This is a genomic window from Pseudomonas sp. R151218B TE3479 (genome assembly GCF_053629195.1).
Window position 1 is genome coordinate 4,972,362 of record NZ_JBRJHV010000001.1, and the last position, 22,093, is coordinate 4,994,454.

General features: G+C 57.2%; 23 protein-coding genes and 4 pseudogenes. 8 read left to right on the plus strand and 19 right to left on the minus strand.

Annotation, left to right across the window (positions count from 1 at the left end; translation table 11 throughout):
• Positions 1–48: 48 nt before the first annotated feature.
• Positions 49–954 (minus strand): transcriptional regulator GcvA, encoded by a 906-nt coding sequence (locus AB7M32_RS21195; protein ID WP_454251245.1) that lies wholly within the window; start codon positions 952–954, stop codon positions 49–51.
• 113 nt (positions 955–1,067) lie between these two features.
• Here AB7M32_RS21195 and gstA point away from each other — a divergent pair, with 113 nt between their 5' ends.
• Both gstA and AB7M32_RS21205 read left to right on the plus strand, forming a co-directional pair.
• Positions 1,068–1,667 (plus strand): glutathione transferase GstA, encoded by a 600-nt coding sequence (gene gstA / locus AB7M32_RS21200; protein WP_454251246.1) that lies wholly within the window; start codon positions 1,068–1,070, stop codon positions 1,665–1,667.
• Between the two features lie 123 nt (positions 1,668–1,790).
• On the plus strand, positions 1,791–2,741 hold the full coding sequence (locus AB7M32_RS21205) for a DNA/RNA non-specific endonuclease (RefSeq protein WP_454251247.1): 951 nt from the start codon (positions 1,791–1,793) through the stop codon (positions 2,739–2,741).
• A 15-nt stretch (positions 2,742–2,756) separates the two neighbouring features.
• Here AB7M32_RS21205 and AB7M32_RS21210 read toward each other — a convergent pair.
• The 3 genes and pseudogenes from AB7M32_RS21210 to AB7M32_RS21220 all read right to left on the minus strand — a co-directional run.
• A pseudogene (locus AB7M32_RS21210) lies at positions 2,757–2,927 on the minus strand (IS110 family transposase); the annotation flags it as partial.
• A 165-nt stretch (positions 2,928–3,092) separates the two neighbouring features.
• Positions 3,093–3,254, minus strand: a complete 162-nt coding sequence (locus AB7M32_RS21215; RefSeq protein WP_170842258.1) for a hypothetical protein — start codon at positions 3,252–3,254, stop codon at positions 3,093–3,095.
• Entirely contained in the window at positions 3,251–3,508 is a 258-nt protein-coding gene (locus AB7M32_RS21220) for a phage tail assembly protein (protein ID WP_256574038.1), read from the minus strand. Before AB7M32_RS21220 ends, AB7M32_RS21215 begins: the two co-directional genes overlap by 4 nt.
• A gap of 157 nt (positions 3,509–3,665) precedes the next feature.
• Here AB7M32_RS21220 and AB7M32_RS21225 point away from each other — a divergent pair, with 157 nt between their 5' ends.
• Positions 3,666–3,959 carry a hypothetical protein gene (locus tag AB7M32_RS21225; RefSeq protein WP_092200933.1) on the plus strand — a complete coding sequence of 98 codons (294 nt, stop codon included), beginning with the start codon at positions 3,666–3,668 and terminating at the stop codon, positions 3,957–3,959.
• 61 nt (positions 3,960–4,020) lie between these two features.
• Positions 4,021–4,227 carry a hypothetical protein gene (locus AB7M32_RS21230; protein WP_454251248.1) on the plus strand — a complete coding sequence of 69 codons (207 nt, stop codon included), beginning with the start codon at positions 4,021–4,023 and terminating at the stop codon, positions 4,225–4,227.
• 59 nt (positions 4,228–4,286) lie between these two features.
• Here AB7M32_RS21230 and AB7M32_RS21235 read toward each other — a convergent pair whose 3' ends face one another.
• Positions 4,287–4,652, minus strand: a complete 366-nt coding sequence (locus AB7M32_RS21235; protein ID WP_454251249.1) for a DUF6124 family protein — start codon at positions 4,650–4,652, stop codon at positions 4,287–4,289.
• Between the two features lie 1,102 nt (positions 4,653–5,754).
• Between AB7M32_RS21235 and AB7M32_RS21240 the strand changes: the two genes are divergently transcribed.
• Together AB7M32_RS21240 and AB7M32_RS21245 are read left to right on the plus strand one after the other, a co-directional pair.
• Positions 5,755–6,261, plus strand: a complete 507-nt coding sequence (locus tag AB7M32_RS21240) for a hypothetical protein (protein WP_454251250.1) — start codon at positions 5,755–5,757, stop codon at positions 6,259–6,261.
• 62 nt (positions 6,262–6,323) lie between these two features.
• Positions 6,324–6,899, plus strand: coding sequence for a hypothetical protein (locus AB7M32_RS21245; protein ID WP_454251251.1), 576 nt, complete (start codon positions 6,324–6,326; stop codon positions 6,897–6,899).
• A 90-nt stretch (positions 6,900–6,989) separates the two neighbouring features.
• Here AB7M32_RS21245 and AB7M32_RS21250 read toward each other — a convergent pair whose 3' ends face one another.
• From AB7M32_RS21250 to AB7M32_RS21285, 8 genes and pseudogenes are all read right to left on the minus strand, one after another.
• Positions 6,990–7,298 carry a DUF3892 domain-containing protein gene (locus AB7M32_RS21250; RefSeq protein ID WP_454251252.1) on the minus strand — a complete coding sequence of 103 codons (309 nt, stop codon included), beginning with the start codon at positions 7,296–7,298 and terminating at the stop codon, positions 6,990–6,992.
• Between the two features lie 136 nt (positions 7,299–7,434).
• Positions 7,435–8,358 (minus strand): hypothetical protein, encoded by a 924-nt coding sequence (locus AB7M32_RS21255; protein WP_454251253.1) that lies wholly within the window; start codon positions 8,356–8,358, stop codon positions 7,435–7,437.
• A 44-nt stretch (positions 8,359–8,402) separates the two neighbouring features.
• Entirely contained in the window at positions 8,403–9,044 is a 642-nt protein-coding gene (locus AB7M32_RS21260; RefSeq protein ID WP_454251254.1) for a hypothetical protein, read from the minus strand.
• Positions 9,045–9,095: 51 nt separating this feature from the next.
• Positions 9,096–9,839, minus strand: coding sequence for a HEPN domain-containing protein (locus tag AB7M32_RS21265; protein ID WP_092473270.1), 744 nt, complete (start codon positions 9,837–9,839; stop codon positions 9,096–9,098).
• Between the two features lie 243 nt (positions 9,840–10,082).
• Entirely contained in the window at positions 10,083–10,784 is a 702-nt protein-coding gene (locus AB7M32_RS21270; protein WP_454251255.1) for a hypothetical protein, read from the minus strand.
• A 96-nt stretch (positions 10,785–10,880) separates the two neighbouring features.
• Positions 10,881–11,265 (minus strand): annotated as a pseudogene (locus AB7M32_RS21275) (phage major tail tube protein).
• Between the two features lie 22 nt (positions 11,266–11,287).
• A pseudogene (locus tag AB7M32_RS21280) lies at positions 11,288–11,407 on the minus strand (hypothetical protein); the annotation flags it as partial.
• 291 nt (positions 11,408–11,698) lie between these two features.
• Positions 11,699–12,656: pseudogene (locus AB7M32_RS21285) on the minus strand (threonine dehydratase).
• Between the two features lie 93 nt (positions 12,657–12,749).
• On the opposite strand from AB7M32_RS21285, the gene AB7M32_RS21290 reads away from it, so the two are divergent.
• Positions 12,750–13,565, plus strand: a complete 816-nt coding sequence (locus tag AB7M32_RS21290) for a helix-turn-helix transcriptional regulator (protein WP_454251256.1) — start codon at positions 12,750–12,752, stop codon at positions 13,563–13,565.
• A gap of 176 nt (positions 13,566–13,741) precedes the next feature.
• Here AB7M32_RS21290 and AB7M32_RS21295 read toward each other — a convergent pair whose 3' ends face one another.
• The 5 genes from AB7M32_RS21295 to AB7M32_RS21315 all read right to left on the minus strand — a co-directional run bounded on the left by AB7M32_RS21295 (position 13,742) and on the right by AB7M32_RS21315 (position 19,795).
• Positions 13,742–14,506: an SDR family NAD(P)-dependent oxidoreductase gene (locus AB7M32_RS21295; protein WP_454251257.1), complete on the minus strand. Its 765-nt coding sequence runs from the start codon at positions 14,504–14,506 to the stop codon at positions 13,742–13,744.
• Positions 14,507–14,778: 272 nt separating this feature from the next.
• Positions 14,779–17,148, minus strand: coding sequence for a hypothetical protein (locus tag AB7M32_RS21300; RefSeq protein ID WP_454251258.1), 2,370 nt, complete (start codon positions 17,146–17,148; stop codon positions 14,779–14,781).
• A 52-nt stretch (positions 17,149–17,200) separates the two neighbouring features.
• Positions 17,201–17,950, minus strand: a complete 750-nt coding sequence (locus AB7M32_RS21305) for an ABC transporter permease (RefSeq protein ID WP_060741800.1) — start codon at positions 17,948–17,950, stop codon at positions 17,201–17,203.
• A gap of 7 nt (positions 17,951–17,957) precedes the next feature.
• Complete coding sequence (locus AB7M32_RS21310; protein WP_454251259.1) at positions 17,958–18,959, minus strand: ABC transporter substrate-binding protein; 1,002 nt, start codon at positions 18,957–18,959, stop codon at positions 17,958–17,960.
• Positions 18,956–19,795, minus strand: coding sequence for an ABC transporter ATP-binding protein (locus tag AB7M32_RS21315; RefSeq protein WP_454251260.1), 840 nt, complete (start codon positions 19,793–19,795; stop codon positions 18,956–18,958). Before AB7M32_RS21315 ends, AB7M32_RS21310 begins: the two co-directional genes overlap by 4 nt.
• Positions 19,796–19,929: 134 nt before the next feature.
• Between AB7M32_RS21315 and AB7M32_RS21320 the strand changes: the two genes are divergently transcribed.
• Positions 19,930–20,673, plus strand: coding sequence for a GntR family transcriptional regulator (locus AB7M32_RS21320; RefSeq protein WP_454251261.1), 744 nt, complete (start codon positions 19,930–19,932; stop codon positions 20,671–20,673).
• A gap of 384 nt (positions 20,674–21,057) precedes the next feature.
• Here the strand turns inward: AB7M32_RS21320 and AB7M32_RS21325 are convergent, their stop codons facing one another.
• A complete protein-coding gene (locus tag AB7M32_RS21325) occupies positions 21,058–21,654 on the minus strand; it encodes a TetR/AcrR family transcriptional regulator (RefSeq protein ID WP_454251262.1) in 597 nt (198 codons plus the stop codon).
• Positions 21,655–22,093 lie beyond the last annotated feature (439 nt).

The window sequence follows — 22,093 nt, forward strand, 5'->3', positions numbered from 1 at the left end:
TCATATGCGTATCGGCTGGGGTGCCGCGGTCTTAATGGGATGGCGTAATTATGTTTCGGCGCCAAAACCCACCGAATCCATCAACCAGGTTCTAAAGGCCTGCACCTTTGGGGCATCGGCCAGTTCATGTGGGGTGACGAAGTAAAAACCCAGGTCAGACTTGAGTCGCAGATCAAAGGGCGCAACCAAACGGCCCGCCTTCAGGTCGTCCTCGACATACGTTGAGCGGCCGATGCACACCCCCAGGCCGTCGACCGCCGCCTGCACAGCCATCATGGCCAAGTCGAAGGTCAGCCGGCTGCCTTCGGCCAGTCTTTTCGGTTGGCCAGCGGCACTCAACCACGAACGCCAGTCGTCACGGGTTACCCCGCTGACCTGCAACAAGGTGTGCCGGGCCAGATCGCCGGGATTCTGCAAGGGGGTTGGACCTTGCAACAGCCTGGGACTGCATACCGGGAAGATTTCGTCGGCCATCAGCCAGTCGGCCCGCACGCCCTTCCAGTCGCCGACACCGTAACGGATGGCCGCATCGACGCCGCCCTTGCGAAAATCCACCCGTTCGGTGGATGCAGTGACGCGCACATCGATATTGGGGAACGCCTGCTGAAAGGATGCCAGCCGCGGTAGCAACCATTTTGAGGCAAACGAAACCAGAGTGCTGATCGTCAAGACACTGTTGTTGCGGCTTTCCAGCAACGTTTCGGTGCAATAGCGCAGCTCTTGGAAGGCGGCCCGAACGCCTGGGAAATAGGCCTGACCTTCAGCGGTCAGGGCCAGGCCGTCCTTGAGCCGCAGGAACAAACGCACGCCCAGCTCCTCTTCGAGCCGGCGGATCTGATGGCTTATGGCTGTTTGAGTGACGTTCAGCTCGGCTGCGGCGTTGGTAAAGCTCATGTGCCTGGCGGCTGATTCGAATGCTTTAAGACCATTCAGAGACGGGATTCGGGTGGCCATGGAGGCTTGCTGCGCTCATGAGATTTTGTCATACGCTAGCACTGAAGATGTCCTTTGAAAATGTCCCGGTCCTCACCGATTCTGGCGGCCCGTCCCCCGCCTGTGAGGAAACCATGAAACTGTACTTTGCCCCCATGACCTGCTCGTTGTCCCCGCACATCGTGCTGCGGGAATTGGGCCTGCCCTTCGAATTGATCCGGGTCGACAACAAGACCAAGCGAACCGCCGACGGGCTCGACTTCCTGAGCCTCAACCCCAAGGGCTACGTGGCCGCCTTGGTGTTGGAAAACGGCAGTGTGCTGACCGAGGGCCCCGCCATTGTCCAGTACCTGGCCGACCTGGCCCCCGGCAACACGCTAGCCCCGGCCAATGGCACCTGGGAGCGGGTTCGCCTGCAGGAGTGGTTGAACTTCATCAGTGCCGAAATCCACAGCGGCTGCGCCCCGCTGTTCAACGCCGACATCGCAGAGCCCACCAAGGCGATCTTCAAGGCAAGACTGTTCAAGCGCCTGGACTACCTCAGCCAGACCCTTGCACGACAGGATTACCTGATGGGCAGCTTCGGCCTGGCCGACGCTTATCTGTTTACCGTTTTGAACTGGTTGCCGTTGTTCAATATCGAGATCGGGGGTTGGTCGGTGCTGGCGTCGTTCATGGTCCGAGTCGCCGCCCGCCCCAGCGTTCGGGCGGCCATGGCGGCGGAAGCGGCCTAACCGCAGGCCAGGGATCACCTTCGCTGCTTTGCCCGCAAGTCAGCATCATAAAAAATTCATGGGGCCGGAGCATGATCGCTACGTTTGCTGATTACTTTCGTTCCCATTCAGCGAGGTAAGATCATGCCACCGCAAGGACTCCAGGTGGACTTCACCCATCGACCACGGCTTGCCGATCTGCAGCCCCTGCAGGAACCCACCAGGCGCGTATCCGGCACCCTGCGCAAACAGGCAGAGCCGGCCGTCACACCGGCGGTGCAATTGCAGGACCGGCGGGGATACGACAGCGGCTTTCTCGGTGACTTCCTAGTGCCTTGGCCCAGCGTGGAAGCGGCGTTGGTCGATGACGTCTACCCGACCGGCACCGTCGACAATCGCCTGGATTATCAGCACTTCTCCATCGTTCTTTCGCGACGGCGACGCCTGGCCCTGGTGGCAGGCGTCAACATCGATGGCGCCAGCAGTGTCGAGATCGACCGGGGTCGTGACGCCTGGGCGTACGACGGTCGAATCCCCAGCGATGCCCAGGTTGGAGAAGCGCTGTACGCCGGCAATTTGCTGGATCGCGGTCATCTGGTCAGACGACAGGACCCCAATTGGGGGCCCGATGCACAGACCGCCAATAACGACACCTTCCACTTCACCAATTGCTCGCCGCAGATGGCAGCCTTCAATCAAAAAACCTGGCTTGAGCTTGAGGACTACATCCTCGACAACACGCGCCGATGGAAAGCCAGGGCGACGATATTTACCGGGCCTGTGTTCCGCGGCGATGATCAAACGTACAGAGGCGTACAGATCCCCACTGCGTTCTGGAAAGTCGTGGCCTTTCTCGGTGATGACGGCAAACCTTCGGCCAGTGCCTACATGATTGATCAGCGTCAGGAACTGGAAAAATTGGAACTTGTGTTCGGAGCACTCAAGACCTACCGACGCAGCGTCGATCAAATTGAAGCGCTGACCGGTATCCGCTTCGGCGACTTGGCCGACTATGACGGCTTTTCCAATGAAGAACGACTGACAGGTACGAGGATTGAAGCGCCGATCAGAGGGCCTGAAGACATCCGCCTTTGAAAACGGTGGGAGATTCTATGTTGCAGGGCAACCCTGCAACATAGGCGTTGGCTGGTATTCGCTCTGATTTTTCATCAAGGCAAATGCCACTCGGCAGAGCTTGCGGGCTAGTACTACCAAGGCCTGGGTTTTTGAAAATCCTCTCGCTAGGTACGACTCGTAAAATGGTTTCCATCTAGGCCATCGGCGCCGGTGTGATCTGGCTTGCCTGGCTGTGTCTGGTGCATTTGCCGTTATGGGCGGCGGTGTTGGCGTTCTGTTTTGGACTGCCGCTGCTGGCTTTGATGGCCGCCCCTTTGGCGGCGGGCGGCGCGTTACTGGCCGGCGTGGTGGTGGGCGTTGTGACGCTGATCAGCCACTGGCTTTGTCGGCCAGTTCGAGTCGACGATTGATCTCTCGCTCACACACCGCTACCCAGCGCCAGTACTCCGCCATGTCGAGTTGGGCGATCTCAGATGGCTGCATCCTGAGCACCAGCAACAGGGCTTCGTCCCAGGACTGCAGCAAGGTCACGTGCGGCTGCCATTTCCCGCAACACCTCGGGTGGCTAGCCGGGAGTCGGCGATGTCGAATTCGCCTAGGTCTTCGAGTGTGATGCTGAGCATCTTGGCGACGAGCAGATCTTCCATGGCGCCTTCATCTTTGGTCACCGATTGAGCGGCGGTGATGTCTTTGCGTTTGAGGCGTTTGATGGGCAGCGTCGAGATCTGCTCACCACTGGCGCTGTTGAAGGGGAATTTGAGGGTGAAGCTGAGTGCGTCGGCCATCGTTATGCTCCAGGTCGTTCGGTGAGAACGGTTGTTCTTCGTTGAGCCCTGATGGTGACGGTGCGCTTGGATGCTGGCTTTTAATCGGATTTAAAGAGAGGATTCAGGCTGCTTTGGAAGACGGCAACCAGACCGATACACAAGGAGAAATGGAATTATGAGTGAGTCGAACAAAGAAAAATTTAATGATTTGATTACTCAGATAATGAGCAAATTGATCGATGCTTGTCCTACGCCTATTGGCTTGAGTGCGGAGGATTTCGGCTTCCCGGCAGGCCGCCTGGATCCTCACGACGGGTATTACGTTGAAACACCTGACGAACTATTTTTGAATGCCTGCGTTCGGTGGCTCAAAGATGAAGAGCTTATCCGTGGAGGGGACGAATACGTGGTGACGGGCCATGGCCTGGAAGTGTTCGATAGCCTGCCCGCCTGCCTGAACATGCGTTGATGGCCGGAGACCGTTCCCATAGCTATGGGAATGATTAACCCTTGCTACGACCGGAGAGCGGATGGAAGACGAAATCACGATTGAAATTGACGGCGTGCAGCACACCGCTTTATACAGCGTGTTCAATGACACCTTAACGGTGTCGCTGCCTGACGGAAGCCAACGTTCCACGGAGCTTCGTGGGCTTAGCCCAGTCAGTGCCGCGAGGGTTCACCTGCGTGCTTACGTGGGCCGTGTTGCTGAACAGAAGAGTCAAGAGACCCTGTAGTTCTTGCTGATCTTCTGTTGTGAGGGCGCTTGCGGCGCCCCCGCAACATTACCTGGCGACTACCCAGGTAGTTTGTGGTTATCCAGTACTCGATTGACCGCTAACTCACCCAACATGATGACCCGTTGCAGCACCAGCATCGTTTGGCGTCGTGGGCCGTCCGTCAAATCGGTGAGGTCGCTGACCATCACGCTGGCGGATGCCAAGGATTCGCACGCCTCAACGAGCAACATTTCGTCATCCACCGCTGCGTCGATGGTGAAGATCGTGCTGGGCTTACGGGGCTGTATCTGCGTTTTCGTTGCCCCGGGGTTCAGGTAGTGCTTGAGCGCGCGGTCTGCCGCCTCTTTCAACTTTTCGGGGTCGAGAGAGTCGCCGTAGAGTACCGAGTCGATATCCGGGGGGTTGGGAGTAACCTTGAACATATGACTAATTCCAGAGTTGGGGCCGCAACCGTTCTCGACTAAAAGAGGGTGGCGGCTGTACGCAGGTTAGTCGACCGGTGGAATTAGCAAACCCGGCGCGCCCAAGGGCGCCCTGCGCACAACCACCATCAAGTACAGGAATAGATGACCTGACTGAATGGTACTTATGCACGTTACTAAAACCGACCGAGCGACTAAACCCGACCACTGATGGGCAGTGGCAGGTAAACGATAGAGGCCTGGGGCAAAGCGCACAAGCCAGCGGATTCTGACGCATGCGTAAGTAAGGACGCAAGGTCTCGTAGCCTTTAGGGCGTAATATTGAATGTATTTAAACGTGTCACGCTGGATATGTTTACTGAAATTAAACGGGTCGAGTTTTCTTCGTTACTTCTTGAAACTGTATTGCTGCAAATACAGTGTCTTATGGAATGCTCCAGCCTCATCGATATAAACGAGATCCTGCCTTAGATATAATACGCTGGCGGATGTTTTGAGGAATTTACCTACATTTGCTCGCAGCAACGACGTGCTTTCTCGGCAGAGGGTTTGAGGTTGGAGGCAGTTGTCTTGGGCGACTGGCTTCGGCCCTCGACCGCTCTTGATGGGTTTTGAAGGCTGCTTGGCGGAGGGAGGCAGCTGTACGAGGTCTCCAGCAAAGAGGCCGACCTTGATGCAGTCGGCTGAACCCTCGCACAGCCACCATAGGTAGCCGGTTGGCTAAAAATATGGCCACTGCACGCCGAAGGAGACCGGAGAACTGGGCATCGCCAGAAAGCGTAGGGGCCCGGCGTACAACGCCACCAAACATCGGACGGAGCGGCCTGTTCATTCATGAGAGGCACCTAAGTACCGCCGCAGGCTACTCTGCCCGGTCACCGCGGACGGTGACGGGGGATAAGATACCGGTAGGTCGATGAGCGCTCAGCCAGGGGATTCTGTGGCGGCTGTAGGTAATGGCGTTGGATGTTGTAGCTCTTCGAAAGTTTTCTGCCTCTTGAACGCCTAGCTGGCAGATCGTCCTCGACATTACGTACGGGCTCACCCCAAAGTGGCTGCTAACCTTCAGATGTCCTGCTGACTTACGCAAAAAGGTTCAGATTTGGCTCAGCTCTCACATACGAATGACATCCAGACCAGCGCCGGCTCCATCAATGCTGAGATATTCGAAGTCTTACGTGATGCGAAAGTGCTTGCCCGACGCTACTACCGGTTAACGGGCAAACCGTTGGGTATTACTGGCGAGGTGGCTGAGTACGAAGCAGCGACAAAGCTTGGCCTGGATCTGCATTGCGCCAGAAAGGCCGGTTACGACGCCACCGAAATTAGGGATGGTTGCCCTGTAAATATTCAGATCAAAGGTCGGTGCATGTTGAACCCCGCCAAGATAGTCGGCCGATTGGGGGCTATTGATTTGGCACAACCCTTCGACGCGGTGCTGTTAGTGTTGCTTGACTCTGATTTCAACGCCTTTGCCATGTACGAGGCCAGTCGTGATGCGGTGGTTAATGCCCTGACTAAGCCGGGGTCAAGAGCCCGGAATGAGCGTGGTTCGTTAGGGATTAGGCAGTTCATGGCGATTAGTTCGCAGCGCTGGCTGCGTCAGTAGTGACCATCTACTCCTGCTCGGATGCGCCAAACCCTTTTTAGAAATTCATCCAGGACGACGATATGAGCATTGAGAAACAATGGGAGAATCTGCTGACCCCTGCCGTGATGCAGGAACGATTGATTGCTGTATCGCTTTACATAACAGCCTATGAGATGCTCAAAGAATCCATCGTTGGTCGATTAAGAGATTTCTACTGCATCGGTTTTACTGCAGATGGCATCACCATCTCTCCAGATTACAAGCGCAAAGTTCTTGCACTTAATAAAAGCCCTCTTTATGCATCATTAACATGGCTAAAAAATACGGAAATAATTGATCAAGAAGATATAGAGCTCTTTGAGCAGCTAAAGCAGGTACGCAACTCGTTAGCTCATGAGGTGCCGGAAATCGTCTTGACGGGAAAAGACCTTGCGCTCATTGCGAGACTTCAGGATGTCATGAGTTTGATGCGAAAGGTTGAGCTCTGGTGGATCGTTAATGTCGAGGTCGAAACTGACCCTGATTTCGATGGGCGGGAAGTCGATCCTGAGGAGATTACACCTGGCCCCATCCTTATGTTGCAGATCATGATGGAGGTGCTCTCCGGAAATGAAGAGCTGAGAGAGCACTACAAGGACTGCAGGCCGGACTCATAGGCTGCATAGCACGTCCCGTCATCGCTAGATGATCGGCACAAGGATTAAGCAGCTGCAAGAGCTGCTTACCCTAGCGCCTACCTAGAAAATTTACGCGTCCTTGATTAGGGGCAGATTTTCAAGGTTATCTCTGGTAGAACTATCTTTTTTTGTCTTTAGATAGTCAGTTGTTACCTGAATGATTTCAAGCTTCGCTCCAGCTTTCCATTCATTACCAACCTTAGTCATGGTACTGAAGGTCTTTTTCTTATTGATCAGTTCAATTACTTGCGGTCGAGTTAGCTCTACAGACGGCTTAAGCTTACCGTCACTTCCGACTTCGTGAACTCGCAATTTGGCGATGTGAGTATTATCGCTATTGTATTCAATTGCTGAAACATAATAGTTATAATTTGCCACTTTTCAATCTCCTGCTGGTTATGGTTTGGTGTGTGCATTTGTGACTAAGCCATGCATGATTAATGGCCCGGACCTCTGGCTTCCAAGCATTAGGACTGCGTGTCCTGAGTGTCAACGTGCTGCACGTACTTACGCGCTATGAATAATCTTCCCCTTTCGGGTCGCGGCCCCCTGACCTAATCAATATTACGGCCCGGGGAAGCGACAGAGAATGTGTGCGCTTTTGGTTTTCTTGCTCCTCGGGTTCTTGCCTCAACTCAAACCCGTTCATCAGTTCTGCCGGCAGTGGAGAGTTAGGATGCTCGTGCTGAAGTGACAGCAGTACCTCGGTAAGCCAAGCTCGCATTTGGGCCCCATTTGCTGAGGCTCCATACACCAGCGTTGAGACAGGCGTACCGATAAGGTTGCGTTCCAAGGCGCGTCCGAACTGCTGGAGACAGCAGGTCCCTGTCACTTCTACATGGCCTCCAACGGTACGAAGTTTCCGGAGCGGAGTTCCCCATAGAAGGGTCCCAGACGGGCTGGCATTGTTATGCAGAGCAGTGAGGCCGTCCGCCACCAAATACGCGAAGTCGAAACTGCCGCCTACGGGGTAAAACACACCAAATGTACCAACCGATGGAAGAAGAGCCCCGGAAAGCAAGTTCAACGGAGGGTGAAATGATCTCGACGCGGAGCTGATATTTGGACGATTGGAAAGCAAGTCCCATTGCTCCAAGTTCGCACGAAAGCTGTAGGGCGCCGCCGCTGAAAAGGTTCGATGACACCCCAGAGCGTTATCGGTGACTTTTGCTTGATTGAAAGTTACTCGGGCGGCACTAGGGTTACCAATCGGATAATTAATAATCATCACATCACACAACTCGCAGCGGGGGGTAGCCCGTCCCGCGCCTCGAGACTCGTTAAATGTAACTTGGTATCGGTTGCCGTGATACTCTTTCGCCAGTGCGTCAGTTCCAAGAGCGTTGAAGGCTCGAATGAACGCCTGAAAAAGTTTAATTTCTCCTCTGCTGCCCTTTGCTTCTTTGAGGAAAGCTTTTTGTAGTTTGAGTCCAATCATAAAAGTTATGTCTTCCGAGTTGACTGCTTTACCTGTTGACGCGCTTAGCGTGTCGCTTCATCGACCACAGCTTGGGTATGACCCATTACTCGGGCGGCTAGCGCAAAGAGATCTTTGGCTGCAATCTCGTGTTCTTCCGCAACATTGAATACTTCCTCAACATCTTTCACTCGACCAGAGCCTGGGTCCGGATATCTGCCGGCCCAAAGAGTAAAGTGGGTTAGGGTCTGTAAAATCGCTTTATCCTTAACGCTCAGATCTGGAATAAATTCGGCAAGCTTTACCAGTCGATGGTGATAGAAAGACTTCTCATTCGCCATGTAGGTCATAACTCCGCTCTGCAAAATAGTCATAGCCTTAAGACAAACTTCTAGACTGTATCCAACGAGCATCAATCCCACAGCACAATATTGACTATCGCACACGCCCCTCATGTAGATGGGCATCTCATCGAAACCTGGTTGGTTTTTTATGACGGCAACTGCTGCTTGTGTTAACGCCTCTGCCTGAGTGAGCCAGAGAATCGGAGATTTGAGGTCCTCTGCCGTGGGAGGCTTAGAAATGTCTACAGGAAAACCCGCTAGTGTTTGCGCGATTCCCCATTTGAGCCATGCCGAAGAACTGTAGCCGAAAGGATCCGCCGCAAATGAATTTCGGCTTGGTTGAAGTTTTTTATGTAAATTCATTTGAAACTCTCGACTCGAAGCCAAACCAGTCACGTTGGTATCTGCGCATATTTAGTTGTCATATTCTTCTCCGAGAACCGGCCCTATAGCTTCGTCCTCCAGAGGTTCTGGAGCCGCGTTTTCTGGGGCGTTAGCAGCGAGCGGAGCCGCGGCTTGCCGTGCAACGGGAGTGGGGATGCGATTACAAATTATCTCATCCATTGCCGAGACCAAGTCTTCTAGGGCCGTGATCCATCGCTTGACCCTAGGTTCATCAATATCTTGAATTCGATTCGCTCGATTGTAATCGCCCGCGTGCACAATCTCATGACGGCGATCTATAAGATCGCCGACTCGACTCTTGATATGACTTTTACCCGTTTTTTTGGCAGCACGATCAGTCAGTTTATTAAGACGATATACCAGAAAGACTGAATCAATTACGTCAAATCTTTGGGTCGTATATTGTGCGTAATATGACTGCACTAGGTTTCGGATACGACGATACGGGCGGTCCATTGTGAGAAGGCTCAACGCCTCGCGCGTATCCAACCCAGCTTTCAGAAGCAAGGCAACGAGCGATTCGTCTGGCCTGTGCTTTTTCAGGTATGTGGCAAGCTTTTCGACAAAGACGTCAGTCACGTACGCATCTAATGCGGCAACCGCTAAAACGACCGCCCCGCGAATAATGTCTTTCGGCGCGGCGGGCACCTCCGCATCTGCTTCGTTCAGACCATGAATTGTCGTGTATGCATCGACCAGGGTGTCACAGCGTCTGACCGTTTTATGAAATTTTGCGAATGCTTTCGACGCCATCCCAGTCTCTCCATCATCCCTATGGATATCATATTGCCATTATTTTTGGCCAAAGGTAAGCCTACTGCTTTAGGGAATGTATTCAGGACTGATCCGGGTCAATTTCAGGTACGAGATTTGCCGACAAGTCAGGTTTGCTGGGAGCTTTCACTTTACTTCGGGGGGGATCTCAGGTCTGCAGGCTTGTCAAAGCGCGCACAAACTGTTGGTGGCGCTTTGTAGGGGGACTCAAAGAGCGTTAAATCATGAACCGTTTGGTATGGCGGGCACTTTCGCAGCGCCTAAGTTAGTTAACGCTGCATCCAGCCTTCTTAGATAACTAACCGTAGATTTATCGTAGTGCTGTAGTAGCTCCTTGGCACTCTCTTCGGTTCGGCTCTTGGACTCTAATGCGTCGAATAGCTCTCCGGCTTTTCTGTCCTTGATGTCTTCATTGATCATGTCTTGTTTGAAGGTCACAAATCGAGCATAGCACTCGATCTGGGCTGAGAGTTTCGCCATATCAAAATCCTTGCCCTCTCCCGGTGGCGAGCAAACATCGGGGGAGGAAAAATTATCTACAGGACGAATGTCTATTTCATCGATATGAATCAGCTCATTTGCCTTATCTTTGCCAAAGTAACGCGACAACTTAAAATGCTCGGCGATCAGTTGCTGACGCCAGCCTCGGTGGAATTGCCTGTAGTCATCCCACGGCCCTTTGGAAAATTCTTTCCAACCTTTTTTATTCATCTCTCTTAATAATTTATCGAGGGCGTTGTAGCCATCGTACAATAGGCGGCTGGTTTCTTGCGCCGTTGCTTGGGCGCCATCCAGAAATTTAGCTTTGTCCGCTCGTTCATCTTGGTGAGCCTGCTGGCAGCTCGTGCCCATCAGAGTTATCGCAGCAGTGAACAGTGAAGCCGCGGCAGTCTGCGACAGTCTGCGGCCACGTAGAGTCAGCATCGGTGATCATCCTGTTTTACGAAATTCACGCTCAATATCGGCTGACGCCCCGGCCTCGTGAGTCACTTCCTTACAACCCTCGAATGGCAATGAAATTTAAGCCTGCCCTATGTTTTTCCGGTACTTGGCCAACTGATCCTCCCCACTTACCCGAAAAATATTCGCCAGATAATCCAGCAACACCACCTCATCCCCATTGATCATCTGCCTCACATACGTAACGGCACTGCAACTGCACGCTCTTGAACGGCGTGACCAGCTGCTTGGCCGCCTCAAAGTAAAAGCTGTTCCAAGTGATTTTCCCTTCCAGCTTGTCGATACCATCGGGCAGTTCGATCAGCCCGACCATGCCGAGCCCCTGAAAGTCGCTCATCACGGTTTTGATGGTGCCCAGGTCGATCTCTTCACACTTGCCAAAGAAGCTGGTGCCGTCGAGGTAGATGTTGGCGTTTGAAATGCGGTGTGCGCTAAAGCCTGCCATTTATGCGGCCCCCAGGTTGACCAAGTATGCCGTCGTCCATCATTTCGCAGGTCATGGTCGCCATCATCATCGGCATGCCCATCATTGGCATCATCGGCATGTTGGCGTTCATCGGCATTGGCATCTGCATGGCGTTCATCATGGTGTTGTTCCTTGTAAGGTTCGAGAGTCGGACAAGCTGATGGGGCGGATTCTAAGCATTGACCCGGGCCCGACAAGATGGCGATCGAACAGCAGGAACGAACGTTAAAGCAGGCTTACCGGAGCGACACACGCCAAGTCGTCTGCTGCTGCATGCGCTGCGCTTTCATTGCAGACACTCTCCAAGCGACAGCTTCGATTCTTCGGTCATGGATATGTCATCCAAACCTATATTAATAACCGTAAGAAATAATCGATCTAAGTATCCCCCAGCGTTTCCAGCCACGATGGCTCAGCCAATCAACCGGGCATACATCGGCCGGTCAATATTCCCACCGGACAGAATCACCCCGACCTTTTTCCCCTGCATCGCTTCACGTTCCTGCATGAGTGCTGCCAAGGCCGCGGCACCTGCGCCCTCGGCCAGGTTATGAGTGTCGGTGTAATACACCCGCATGGCCTCGGCAATTTCCCCGTCGCTGACCGCGACGATCCGCGCCGCAGCGGCCCCATAGATGGCAAAGGCCTCGGGAATGGGTCTACGCACGGCCAACCCGTCCGCGAAGGTGTTCGCCGAAGCGGTCTCACACAGTCTTCCCGTTTCAAATGACAACTTCGCCGCGACGGCCTCGGTGGACACGACGCCCACCACTTGGGTTTTCAGACCCAAGGCATCGCGGGCGGCGATGACTGCGCAAACCCCCGACCCACAGCCTATCGGCACGTAGACCGTGTCCAAGGTCCGGCACCGCCTTGAACAGCTCAAGCCCATACGTCGCCACGCCCCTGACCAACTCCGGATGGAACGGCGGCACCAGGTAGAGCCCCTGTGCATGGGCCAGGCGTGCAGCTTCTTCCCGGGCCTCATCGAAATCGCGGCCATACTCGACCACCTCGCCGCCAAAGCCACGCATGGCATTGTTCTTTTCCACCGAGTTGCCTTGCGGCACGACGATCAACGCTTTCAAACCCAAGGCAGTGGCCGCCAGCGCCAGGCTCTGGCCATGGTTGCCGCGCGTCGCGGTGACAATGCCTTTCGCCTCGGGTTGCTCGCGCTTGAGCCAGTGCACGAAGGTCAGGCCGCCGCGCACCTTGAAGGCCCCGGTCGGGGTGTGATTCTCGTGCTTGACCCACACCGTGCAACCCAGCCGTTCAGCCAGCAACGGCCAGGCGTATTGGGCCGTGGCGGGCATGAATTGATAGAGACGGCGGGCAGCGTGTTCGATATCGTCGCGGGTCAGTGTGTGCATGATGGGCCTCCTGGTTTTGCCCAGTCTAATCAGCGCGACGGCGACGGGGCTTTCAGAAAACTGACCTGACTTTCAGGCCCGCTCTTCATTACTATGCTGTTCATGAGCCCGCGAAACCGCCCACCGCCGCCCCTGTCTGAACCGGTCCGTCGTATCGAGGCAGGGCCCTGGGCGATCGAATTGCTTCCCGGCTGTGCCTACGCGACCCGCTACGTCGCAACCCAGTCGGCGATCGGTTTTGCCTTCGACAGTCAGCGCGGCCTGCACGCCATCGGCAGCGACCGCGTGCTGCCCTTCGAGGCGCTGCCCAACGGCCTGGCATTCGTTCCCGTCGGGTGCGACGTGTTCTCCGAATCTCCCAGGGGCGGTGAATACCTACGCATGGTGCGCACCGACGGCATGGCGTTGCCGGCGAAACATGCGTTCAACAATCGTATTGACCCGCAGGCCATCACCCTCGCCTTGAGAATGCGCAGTGCACTGCTGCGTGCCACGGCAGAAGACGATTGGGAAGCCTGGGCGCTCGGGCTGGCTGAGCGAGTGCAGGACCACAAGAGGTTTTCGGCACACTCCCAAGGCTCGATCACGGGCGGCCGGATGCGCCTGCTCGATGAGTTCATCGACGCCGGTCTCGACGGCCCACTGGGGGTCAAGGAAATGGCCGGGCTGCTGGGCTTGTCCGAGGGTTATTTCATGCGGGCGTTCAAGCAGGCGACCGGCAAAAGCCCACACAGCTACCTGATCGATCGACGCCTAGCCAAGGCGCGGGCGCTGATGCGCGATTCAACCGCCCGACTGACCGATATCGCCCACATCTGCGGCTTCAATTCCCAAGCGCACATGACCACGCTGTTCAAGCAACGCCTTGGTGTCAGCCCGGCGCAGTTGCGCGAGTATTCGGGGCCCTGAACCCTCTGGGCACGGTACTGGTCAGCGAAGGCATGGGCCTGGTCGGGCGACCACTGCCTACGCCCGAGAATAGCGTGGTCCCTTTGAGAGGCAGGCTTCGTCGGGCGCAGCTCTGACAAAAACACCGGCCGGGTGCACAGCCCGGCCGGTTACCCAGGTGCCACCCACCACTCGATTCAGCCTGCGGTAACGGTCATGCCGCCGTCGGCCATGACCACCGCACCGACCACAAAGCTCGCGCGATCCGAGGCCAGGAACGCAACCACCTCGGCAATTTCTTCCGGCCGTGCGGCCCGGCCGATGGGCGCGGCTTCACCGTGCTGGGCGAGGAACGCCGGACCGTCCTCGACCACGTCATTGAGGATATTGGTCACCACATCGCCAACACCGATGGCATTGACGCGAATGCCATGCTCGATGACTTCCAGTGCCAGGGTGCGCGTCAGTTGCGCCAGGGCACCTTTGGACGCGGTGTAGGCGGCAATGGTCGGGAAGGCAAAATAGGACGCGTAGGACGCAATGTTGACGATGGCCCCCGACTTGTTCGGCATCATCGCCTTGACCGCTTCGCGTGAATGCAGGAAAGCGGCCGTCGCGTTGACCGCCTGGATGCGCTCCCAGTCCTGGCGCGTCATGTCGATGACAAGTTTATTGATGATGATCCCGGCATTGTTGACCAGGATATCCAGCCGGCCGAACTGCTCGACGGCCAGGCCGACAGCGCGCTCGGCAGCGCCATCCGCGGTGATGTCGGCCTCCAGCGGTACCAGCCCGGGACGGGCCAGCTCATGGACGGCAGGGTTGATGTCTTCAGCGATTACCTTCGCGCCGCGGGCATGCAACAGCAATGCGATGGCCTTGCCGATGCCACTGGCGGCGCCAGTGACCAGTGCAACCTTGCCTTGGACTTCGTGGGGAATGTTGTGTTGGATATCGGTCATGATCGCTCTCCTGCGTGAGTGGACAGACGAGACATTCGCCCGCCCGGCGCCCGTGGGCGCTGTCGTTATCGACGACTTCACTTTCTCGCAATGGCGACCGTCAGGCTTTCGCAGGCTTGCTGGGACTGTCGGGGTTTTGCGCAAATGTGACCAGAGAGAGCTCCCGCCGGGCTGTGTAGGCGCTGGCGAAGCCTGCGATCTTTTGATCTTGATCTTTCGCTTGAAATTCAAGTGCCTGGGAAAGATCGCAGCCTCGTTGCACTCGACAGCGCCTACAAGGTCAGGAACAGCGCGGAGGTCCAGACCCGTGACTGATCCCGCTGGCGGGCACAGATGAACAAGGGGTGTTCACGCCCTGGATCAAGCCCCAAGCGGGCCAGTTCGATGCGCCCCTGCAACTCACGGGGTAACGCCGCAGCGGTCATCCGTTCCAGGGACAGCTTCAACTCCGCGCCCGGCAACTCTTCGACCACTTGCGATTGCGCCAACAACTCATCGCCGGACAGCTCCATCATCACGGTCGGTGCGTGCACGTAAGGTTGCGGTTCGGACGGGTCGCCGACCTTGATGTAATTGTCGATACGGCTGTGGATCTGCAGCGTGGCGCCGGCCAGTTGCGACAGGTCGATTTCGATGCTGTCGGTATCGCCGTTGGTGTCGGTGCGAAACGCCAGGACCGTCGCATCCTTGCGCCATACGGTCTGCTCGGGATGGTCGAGGCCCAGGGCGCGAAAGCCATTGATGACCGCGCCGGTGATACGGATTTCGCCAGTCCAGTACGCGCCGCGATAACGGTCCTTGATCCGCGCGCCCCCCAGGCGCAGGCGAATGCGTTGCGCGCTGAAACCCAATTCCTGGTGCAGGTTGCGCGACCAAATCAACTGGTCGCCATCGAACAGATCGACCTGCTCCCACCCCGCCTCCCCCAGCAGTCGATAGTCCAGGGAGGCATTCGAATCGGCTGTGAAGACTTCACCCATGAAGTGCTTGCCCTGGCGCAGGCTGGCGAACGAACGCTCACCGGTCGTGGCGAAGGTACGGCGGGCGCGCAGGGCCTTGCCGACGCTGGCGCGGTCGAAAGCCTCGGCGACCACACCCGTCAACCCGCCACGGGAGCCGAACACCGCCGTGGCCGGAACGCCGCCACCGCAGCGGCCCTGGTGCTCATCGCTGTTCGCCGCGGCGCCGACCCGATAGCCACGCTGCAGCGCTTCGGCGTAGACCCAATGGAACTGGCCCCAGGCCGAACCCACCTCGATCAACCGCTCGAGTTCCGGGTGATGCCAGTCGAGGTTGCAACGGCGTCCGCCGACATGGGGCATCATCAGATGGCCTTCGGGGTCCTTGGCATAGGCGGCGTACAACTCGTCCACCGGCCAGGCGCCTGGCTTGATGGTACCGGCGGTGAACTCATTCCATTCGAAGGAACGCACCAGTCGTCCTTGATTGTCGAACGGGAACTCAGGTTTGCGGTCATGCAGGAATACGACGTTGCGATCGCCGCCCGCACAAGAGTTACCGCACCATTCGGTTCCGGGATAACACACGAATCGGCCCGGCTCATTGAGCTCGTGGATCAGCTTGACCGCCTGGTCCCAGCGTTGCTCGGTGATATTGAAGTCATTGGCGGTGTAGCCGAGGACGTCGAGCCCGGCGACATCGCGACCGTAGCTGAGGTTGTACAGCGTGTCGTTGGTGCCCACCGTGTCATCGGAATGCACATGCAGGTCGGCGTAGAGCGGGCGCAACGCCGTACCGACCGGGTCGACAGTGACGAAGGCCTGGGCCCCGTAGACAAACGGCGCCGCCACGTTGGCGGACAAACGCCACTCGCCCACGGCGCCAAGGTCAAGTGCCTCGAGCCGGGCCGTCGCCCAACCTTCGGACGCCAGCGTGAACGGCTGTCGACGCTCGCCGCCCTCCGGATCAACCAGGGTCAGGACACCCTCGAGCGGCAAGTTTCGGCAGGTGTTGCCCCAGGCATCGTCCACCCGCAAGAGGACATCGAATGCTTCCCCGGCGCTGACCAGTCGAGGCACGATCAGTTGCACGCGCTGCGCCGGCCCCGGAACGATGTCCAACAAGGGATCGCCCGGCACTTCGGCAAATTTCGAGCTGCCCAACGGGTCGATGAACAGGCGGAAACGGAAGTCCTTCTCGACGAAACTCTGCACCCGCGTCCCCGCCCCGCCCTGGCGTCGGTCCCCCAGGCGAATGATGACTTTATCCCCTGGGTTCAGGTACCCGTCGATGATGTCGATGATGATCGCTTTCTGAAATGGCCGTTCATGGCCCTTCTGGTCGAAGCGCACTTTCAGGTGCTGCACCGTGGCCTGGCTCTGGCCGGGCACCAGCTCCCCGGCCTGGTATTCGGCGCTGACATAGTTGGGGCCGGCCGGGTTCGAGGTCTGGAACAAGGCCCAGTCGGAATAGAACTTGAAGGCCAGCTTGAGCCACGCGCCGTCGGCCAGGCCGCTGCCACCGACCTCGTAGACCAGGGTGATTTCATCCCACTGCCCGGCGACCAGCGTGTCACGGTCGCAGTGGACGCTGCCCAGGAATGGACGCTTCTTGTTGCGCTCGTACAGGCCTTGTGGGGCGATGTAGTGCCCGGCTTCGCGGGGATCGAAAACGTTACTCACATGACACCTCGTGCAGTGGTCCACTGAAGGGTTCGAATACGTGGGGCGATGCTTATTGCACGCGCCATTGCTGGTAGTGACGCTCGATGCGCCGGAACACAAAGCTTTCCATGAGCCAGGCAATCAAGCCGATCACGACAATGCCCAACAGCACCTGGCTGCTGTTGCCGATCTGCCCGCCCGTGGCGACCATCCAACCGATGCCGCGGGAAGCGCCGATCATTTCCGCCGCGACCAGCGCCCGCCAACCCTGGCTGAAGCCGATGCGCAAGGCGGCGGTCACGAACGGCAGCGAGGCCGGCAAATAGACGTGGGCCAACAGTTGCCAGGCGTTGGCACCCAAGGTCCGTGCCGCGCGAACTTCACCGCCGCGGATGCTCTGCACACCCTCCTGGATAGTCACCGCCATGGGGAACATCGCGGCAATGAAAATCACCAGCACGATGGAGACATAACCCAGGCCGAAAATGATCATGATCAGCGGCGCCCAGGCAATCGGCGGGATAGCCATGAACAGGCTGTTGAGCGGCGAGATGAAATCGCGAAAGCGCGAGGACAGGCCCGCGGCCGTGCCCAGCAGGAGCGCAACGATCACCGCGGCGCAAAAACCACCCAGCTCTTCCAGCACGCTGGCCTGCAGGTGCTGCCAAAGCGAACGGTCCCCCAGCCAGCGCAGCGCCTCGCGGGCGACGTCCCAGGGCTGCGGCAGGATGTAGGTGGGAAAGCGGCTCGCCAGGGCGATCCAGATCAACAACAGAAATGGCAGCGACGCCCATCCCCAATTCGGTTTTGGCAAGGACATGACGGACTCAGTGCGCGGCTTTTTCCAGGTAGGAGGTATCCACGATCTGTTCGGTCTTGAGCGTGGTGTCGATAAAACCCAGGTCGTGGGAGTAATCCATCAGGCGCTGGATGAACTGGATGTCCGCCGCCTGCAAGTCCGCCGACCAGCCCAGGCGGGTCCGGGCCTGGGCGACGATGGCTTCGGGGGCGATGGTCTTGCCGTCCGGGCCTTGCACCGCTTCCAGCTTGAACGCCTCGGCGATGAGCCGGTTCGATTCGGCGGGATGTTCATTGAGGAAGGCGATAGCCTTGCGATGGGCGCGCAGCAGCTTTACCACGTCATCTGGGCGCTCCTGCAAGGTTTTCGGCAAGGCGATCACCACGTACCACGGGTACTGAGGCAGCGCCTGGTTGACGTCCAGCAGGATCCGGCTCGAACCGCGCAACACCGACTGGCTGACGAAAGGCTCCCAGGAAAACGCCGCATCGACGATGCCACGCTCGAGGGCGGCGTTCATGTTGCCCGGCGGCATGTCGATGATGTCCAGGTCCTTGTCGGGATCGAGCCCGGCCTTTTCCTTCAGGACATAACCGCGCAGCAGTACATCCATGCCACTGCCCTTCTTGACCCCGGCGAGTTTTTTCCCCTTGAGCGCTTCCAGCTGGGTGATCGGACTCTTGGCGTCGACAATCACCGCGGCCTGGCCGTAATTGACCTTCGCCAGGATCCGGCTTTGCAGCCCGCGGGAAAACCACTGGTACACCGGCGGGGTGCCGACATAGGCCACGTCCAGTTCACCGGCGGCCAGTGCCTGCTGGATCACCGGGCCATCGCCCAAGGCCCTGAGGTCGACGTTCAAGCCTTCTTCGCGGTAGTAACCTTGTTTGTCGGCGATCAGCGCCGGGGCGTTGGCCATGGCGAAGACATAACCCACGCGCAAGGGTTTCGCCTCGCCCGCCACGGCGAATGCGCTGCCTGCCAACGTGGCGGCAGACAATGTGAGGGCAAGCAGCGAACGTTTGATCATGCTGTCAGCTCAAGTCGAGGGGTGGGGTGAACCGTGGTGTCGCAGGCGTCCATCACTTGGGCAATGCGCGTCATCAGCTCATTGCGGTAATCGAGGAACGCCGGTAGGCGACGAGTTTTCAGGTTGCTGCGGGGACGCGGCAGGTGGATCTCCAGCTCGCTGTGAATGCCCCCGGGGGCGATGTTGAGCACGATGACCCGATCGGCCAGGAACACCGCTTCGTCGATGTCGTGGGTAATGAACAACACCGTCTGGCCCAGTTCGGCCCAGATGCGCAACGTCTCTTCGTTCATGCTGTTGCGACTGATGGCATCGAGCGCGGCAAACGGCTCATCCATCAGCAATACGCTGGGTTCCAGTGCCAGGGTCCGGGCCAGGGAGACGCGCTGTTGCATGCCACCGGAAAGCTGGTGCGGCAGCCGATGCGCAGCACTCTCCAGACCGACCAGACGCAGGTACTGCAACGCCTGTGCACGCTGCTGCGATTCGTCGGTGCGGGCGCTCATCCGCAGACCGAAACGGACGTTTTCCAAGGCACTCAACCAGGGAAACAACTGCGGCGCCTGGAACACATACCCCAACTCAGAACGCTCCGGGCGTACCGCTGTCTGGTTGATGGTGATGCGGCCACTTTGCGGTTGCACGAACCCTGACAACAGGTTCAGCAAGGTGGTTTTCCCGCAGCCGGAGGGCCCCAGGATCGCGACGAACTCGCCGGGCCTGGCGTTCAGGCTGAAAGAAGAAAACACGCGATGCCCGTTGGGGTAGCTGAAGCTGATGTCATCGACCGTCAGGGCATCGGCTTGTGGCAGTGGGCAGGGGAAGGTGTTGAGCATGGCAAGTGTCGTCAGGTCGTTTACAATGGGAATGCCTGACATAATACGTATTAATACAAGTAGTCCCAATAACCTATTTTTATAACCTTAGAAGTGAAGGCACCCTGCCCCACTCAAGGCCATGGAAGCTGACAGTGTCCACCTCCATTCTTCGCGACAGCACCACCTCGCTCTACGAGCAGATCGCCCATCAACTGCTGGAAGAAATCCAGCGCGGCGACTACGAACCCAGCGGCAAGCTCCCGTCCGAGGCGCAGTTAGGCGAACGGTTCGGGGTGAGCCGCGTCACGGTTCGCCTGGCGGTGGGCAAGCTCAGCGACGACGGCGTGGTGGAACGCAAGCAAGGCAAAGGCACCTTTGTGGCGGCCAAACAGGTACGCCACGGCCTGGATGCACTGCGCAGCTTTCATGAGGCGTTGTTGCTACAAGGGCTGCAACCGAGCATGCAGGTGCTCAGCCATGCCCTGCAGCCCGTTCCGGAAACCCTGCGGGATCTGTTTGAGCAAGCGCACGACTGCCTGCTTCTGGAGCGGCTGCACTTCGTCGATGACGAACCCATCGCATTGGGACGCAGCCACTTGCCGGCGGAGTTGGCCAGCGTGGCCTGGGCTGAGGTCGCACATCAGCCGATCTATTCCATTCTCGAATCGATCACCGGCCTGGCGGTCAGCCGCGCCGACCTGGCCATCCGTGCACAGGAAGCCGACAAAAGCCTGGCCAGCGTGCTGCACGTCAAACGCGGTGCCGCGCTGCTGGTCATGGAGCGCACGTCCTATTTCGCCGATGGCCGTTGCTGCGACCGCACGACCTTTTTCATCCGCCCGGAACGCTATGCCTTCGTGCTCAGTGGGGTTTTCAAATCGAATCCAAGCAATTAAAAATCGGGCTTGGCCCTAACCCCAGCAGCACTGCCAACTGGACCCCGCAATCGCGAGCAAGCTCGCTCCCACAGGGATCTAGGGTGTTCATGAACATTGGATTCAGCGCTGGACATTGTGGGAGCGAGCTTGCTCGCGAAGACGGCGGCACAGTCAATACCGATGCAAACTGACCCACCGCTTTCGCGAGCAAGCTCGCTCCCACAAGGGGATTGGCGGCGGACATGAATTTTGCAGCCGCTCCAAAAAATGTGGCAGCAAGCTTGCTGGCGATGACGGTTGCACGGTCAATATCGACTCATGGGACCGTCGATCCAGGCAGCGGTATTAGCGAACCGGATGCTGGACACCCGTCGCGGGCCTGTCAGCGATGATGGTGGAGGACTAGAGAGGCTCCGCGGTCTGGATGAGCGAATTGAGCACCAGCTTTATTTCAATCGCCGGATCTTTATGCCCTTGCAATATCAAGCCTTCGGCCAGGGCCGTGAAGGTCTTCGCAAGCGCGGCGTAGTCCAGCGGCGGTTTCTTGCCAGCGTGGTTGAATATGATGGTAATCAACTTGCCCAGGGCCTCACTGTTTTCCTCATGCAAGTCGTAGTAATGCTGTGAGAACTCTTCATCACGCAGGGCGATCAGTTGCAACTCGGCATCGAGGATCGCACAGCGGGTATTGTTCTTCAGGGTGTCGATATAGGCATTCAGGCCATGGCTCAACTGCTCCGCCGAATAGCCCGACGCCAGGGTCGTGCTCAATCGATCGATTTCAACTCGCTTGAAGCGTTGAGTCAGTTGCAGGAGCAAGTCCGATTTACTGGAAAAATTGGAAAAGAAGGCCCCTTTGGAAAAGCCGGCCTCCTCGGCGATAACGTTGACGCTGGCGGCATGAAAGCCTTTGCTGATCATCAGCTCAGTGGCAGTGTCGAATAATTTATCTCTTGTTACTTGCTGGCTCTCTTCTCGACCTAGTCTCTTTTTAATCACGCCCTCGGCTCCTTTGGCCAGTCAAAATATGCACCTGTAACTAAATGCGACGAAGCGGCTACTCACTGTATGGAATCCATTTTCGCCATCATATCTTATACGCACCTCGTTCAATCATTTACATTTTAACTTTCATCCCGTGCCATGTATGTGCCATGTAACCGGGACAATCTTGGAACGAACGCAAGATGACTACCCAGTCACTTTTTTTGCCCGGCTACAGGTAAGTCAAACCCTTTGTGGTCTTTGCCAGACGAGCTGGATGGAGCCCCTCCTACCGCCCCCCAAGCGGCATTTTCCCGCCGTCCCACGGCACACCAAAGCGTGAAAAAATCTGCGTAAGGCCCGGTTCAGAGCCACCGAGTTGACACCACAATGAAATACCGCTTGATTCTCAGATACCGAATGGTTTTTAATTGCGCCGTTGGTGGAACCCAAC

What these genes read in the sequence shown, in the direction of transcription:
- AB7M32_RS21195 (WP_454251245.1), bottom strand. Translation starts at nt 954, where the DNA reads ATGGCCACCCGAATCCCGTCTCTGAATGGTCTTAAAGCATTCGAATCA.
- gstA (WP_454251246.1), top strand. Translation starts at nt 1,068, where the DNA reads ATGAAACTGTACTTTGCCCCCATGACCTGCTCGTTGTCCCCGCACATC.
- AB7M32_RS21205 (WP_454251247.1), top strand. Translation starts at nt 1,791, where the DNA reads ATGCCACCGCAAGGACTCCAGGTGGACTTCACCCATCGACCACGGCTT.
- AB7M32_RS21220 (WP_256574038.1), bottom strand. Translation starts at nt 3,508, where the DNA reads ATGGCCGACGCACTCAGCTTCACCCTCAAATTCCCCTTCAACAGCGCC.
- AB7M32_RS21225 (WP_092200933.1), top strand. Translation starts at nt 3,666, where the DNA reads ATGAGTGAGTCGAACAAAGAAAAATTTAATGATTTGATTACTCAGATA.
- AB7M32_RS21230 (WP_454251248.1), top strand. Translation starts at nt 4,021, where the DNA reads ATGGAAGACGAAATCACGATTGAAATTGACGGCGTGCAGCACACCGCT.
- AB7M32_RS21235 (WP_454251249.1), bottom strand. Translation starts at nt 4,652, where the DNA reads ATGTTCAAGGTTACTCCCAACCCCCCGGATATCGACTCGGTACTCTAC.
- AB7M32_RS21245 (WP_454251251.1), top strand. Translation starts at nt 6,324, where the DNA reads ATGAGCATTGAGAAACAATGGGAGAATCTGCTGACCCCTGCCGTGATG.
- AB7M32_RS21255 (WP_454251253.1), bottom strand. Translation starts at nt 8,358, where the DNA reads ATGATTGGACTCAAACTACAAAAAGCTTTCCTCAAAGAAGCAAAGGGC.
- AB7M32_RS21260 (WP_454251254.1), bottom strand. Translation starts at nt 9,044, where the DNA reads ATGAATTTACATAAAAAACTTCAACCAAGCCGAAATTCATTTGCGGCG.
- AB7M32_RS21265 (WP_092473270.1), bottom strand. Translation starts at nt 9,839, where the DNA reads ATGGCGTCGAAAGCATTCGCAAAATTTCATAAAACGGTCAGACGCTGT.
- AB7M32_RS21270 (WP_454251255.1), bottom strand. Translation starts at nt 10,784, where the DNA reads ATGCTGACTCTACGTGGCCGCAGACTGTCGCAGACTGCCGCGGCTTCA.
- AB7M32_RS21290 (WP_454251256.1), top strand. Translation starts at nt 12,750, where the DNA reads ATGCTGTTCATGAGCCCGCGAAACCGCCCACCGCCGCCCCTGTCTGAA.
- AB7M32_RS21295 (WP_454251257.1), bottom strand. Translation starts at nt 14,506, where the DNA reads ATGACCGATATCCAACACAACATTCCCCACGAAGTCCAAGGCAAGGTT.
- AB7M32_RS21305 (WP_060741800.1), bottom strand. Translation starts at nt 17,950, where the DNA reads ATGTCCTTGCCAAAACCGAATTGGGGATGGGCGTCGCTGCCATTTCTG.
- AB7M32_RS21310 (WP_454251259.1), bottom strand. Translation starts at nt 18,959, where the DNA reads ATGATCAAACGTTCGCTGCTTGCCCTCACATTGTCTGCCGCCACGTTG.
- AB7M32_RS21315 (WP_454251260.1), bottom strand. Translation starts at nt 19,795, where the DNA reads ATGCTCAACACCTTCCCCTGCCCACTGCCACAAGCCGATGCCCTGACG.